The organism is Ancylobacter sonchi, from assembly GCF_018390695.1.
In the GTDB taxonomy this organism is placed as follows: Bacteria; Pseudomonadota; Alphaproteobacteria; order Rhizobiales; family Xanthobacteraceae; genus Ancylobacter; species Ancylobacter sonchi.
The window spans coordinates 1-1,977 of the sequence record NZ_JAHBGF010000018.1 but is presented as its reverse complement, the minus strand read 5'-3'; the positions used below and the strand labels follow the sequence as shown (position 1 = coordinate 1,977).

Sequence of the window (1,977 nt, the reverse complement as noted above, 5' to 3'; positions counted from 1 at the left end):
TGAGCACGAAGCCGGCGAGCGTCGTCAGCTTGAACTCGATCAGGGTGACGAAGAGCTGGACGGCCAGGATGAAGAAGGAGAGCAGCACCAGCGCCCAGGCAAACAGCAGGCAGGCGATCTGGATGAAGTTCTCGAAGAAGGCGACCCAACCCATCAGATCGGAGATGGACTCGAGCAGCGGCCGACCGGCATCAAGCCCGGTCTGCGCCACCTTGCCGGGACGCATGAGGTCGCTGACGGAAAATGCCGTGCCCGATCCCTTGAGCCCGAGCCCGGCGAAGCTCTCGAAGACGATGCGGGCGAGGTTGTTCCAGTTGCCGATGATGTAGGCGAAGACGCCGACAGACAGCGTCTTCTTGATCAGCCGGGCGATGACGTCGTCGTCCGCGCCCCAGGACCAGAACAGCGCCGCCAGCGTCACGTCGATGACGATGAGGGTGGTGGCGATGAAGGCAACCTCGCCGCCGAGCAGCCCGAAGCCGCTGTCGATATAGGAGGTGAAGACCCCGAGGAAAGTGTCGATGACGCCGGTGCCGCCCATCTCAGCGACCTTCATCCGGCGCGGGACGTCCGAGGAACCGGTCGCGTGTCTGGGCCCAGACCTTCAGGCACGCGGCGTCCTGCGCGGCCGCCTCTCCGAGCTGCTGGCACCGCCGCTGCGCGTCGCGCAGAGGGTGGCGCTCGGCCTCGACCGTCCGAATGGGTGAAGGCTCCGGCGCCTTCTCCTCCCGGCTCATCTCCAGGACCGCCGCCGTGGCGGCGATGGCCACAAAGATCACCGCGCCGAGCCGTGCCGGCATGGCTCCGTCCATGTTCGCCTCCCGTCAGTTGCTGAACATCCGGGCAGTGCCGGCCTGGTAGCCGGCGCCTGGGGTGAGGAAGCGCCGGCGCTGCTCGCGTCCCTGCTCGGCGGCGGTCGCGCGTTCCGCCTCGGACAGCGCCGCAGCGCGCCCATTGGCGGACATCACGGCGATCAAGTCGGACAGCTGCTGCGACTGCAAAGCGAGCAACTGGTTGCCGGCCTGCGTGGCCTGAAGCGCACCTGTGGCGCCCTGGCTCTGGCCGACAAGCGTCGCCATCTCGGCCCGGTTGGCGTCGACATTGCCGACGACGCCAGCCTGCACGCGCAGCGCATCCTGCAGGCCCCCGACCGTGGTCTGCCAGCGCGAGCGCGCACCGGCGACGAGATCGGCATCGGAGGTCGAGAACGGGATAGTGCCATAGCGCTGCTGGAAGGCCTGGTCGATCTGGCCGACATCGAAGGCGATGCTCTGCGCCTGTCCCAGAAGCTGCTGGGTGCGCTGGACCGATTGCTGGATCTGCTGCAGCGAGGAGTGCGGCAGGCTGGCGAGATTGCGCGCCTGATTGATCAGCATCTGCGCTTCGTTCTGCAGTGAGGTGATCTGATTGTTGATCTGCTCCAGCGTGCGGGCGGCCGACATCATGTTCTGCGCGTAGTTCCACGGGTCATAGACGGTGACGGCCTGCGCGGGCGGGGACCCCACGGGTGATAGGCTGAGAGGCGCGGTCAGCAGCGCGACGGCGAGCGTGGATGCGCGGGGAAGGGACAGCGTCATGGCCGCGTCTCCAGATTGCTGAGGTTGGGGATGAGGTCGGCGGCCCAGCCGAGGCCGCGATGACGCAACCAGGCCTCAAGAAAGCCGTCCCGGCCATGCGCGGCGAAGATCTTGTCGATGGCCTGCTGGTCCGACTTGGAGGACGCGGCGCACAGCGCCAACGCCACGTCCGACAGGCCCAGTTCGAATAGCCTGTTGCCGCGCCGCGACTGGCAGTAATAGTCACGCTTTGGCGTGGCCCGCGCGAGGATCTCGATCTGGCGGTCGTTCAGGCCGAAGCGACGATAGATCGCGGTGATCTGCGGCTCGATGGCCCGCTCATTGGGGAGTAGAAGACGTGTCGGGCAGCTCTCGATGATCGCCGGCGCGATCGCCGACCCGTCGATGTCGGAGAGCGACT

Annotated in this window: 3 protein-coding genes and 1 pseudogene; all 4 read right to left on the bottom strand. The window is 67.0% G+C overall.

Going from position 1 to position 1,977, the window contains the following annotated elements:
- The coding region (locus tag KHC28_RS10005) for a type IV secretion system protein (RefSeq protein ID WP_214008214.1) at positions 1-541 on the bottom strand (541 nt) is incomplete at its 3' end.
- Between the two features lies 1 nt (position 542).
- The gene (trbK-alt, locus tag KHC28_RS10000; RefSeq protein ID WP_214008213.1) at positions 543-812 is read right to left on the bottom strand and encodes a putative entry exclusion protein TrbK-alt; all 270 of its coding nucleotides are present in this window, start codon (positions 810-812) and stop codon (positions 543-545) included.
- A gap of 12 nt (positions 813-824) precedes the next feature.
- Entirely contained in the window at positions 825-1,577 is a 753-nt protein-coding gene (gene trbJ / locus KHC28_RS09995; RefSeq protein WP_214008212.1) for a P-type conjugative transfer protein TrbJ, read from the bottom strand.
- Positions 1,574-1,977, bottom strand: a pseudogene (locus KHC28_RS09990) (conjugal transfer protein TrbE); the annotation flags it as partial. The gene trbJ and the pseudogene KHC28_RS09990, both read right to left, overlap by 4 nt.

What these genes read in the sequence shown, in the direction of transcription:
- trbK-alt (WP_214008213.1), bottom strand. Translation starts at nt 812, where the DNA reads ATGGACGGAGCCATGCCGGCACGGCTCGGCGCGGTGATCTTTGTGGCC.
- trbJ (WP_214008212.1), bottom strand. Translation starts at nt 1,577, where the DNA reads ATGACGCTGTCCCTTCCCCGCGCATCCACGCTCGCCGTCGCGCTGCTG.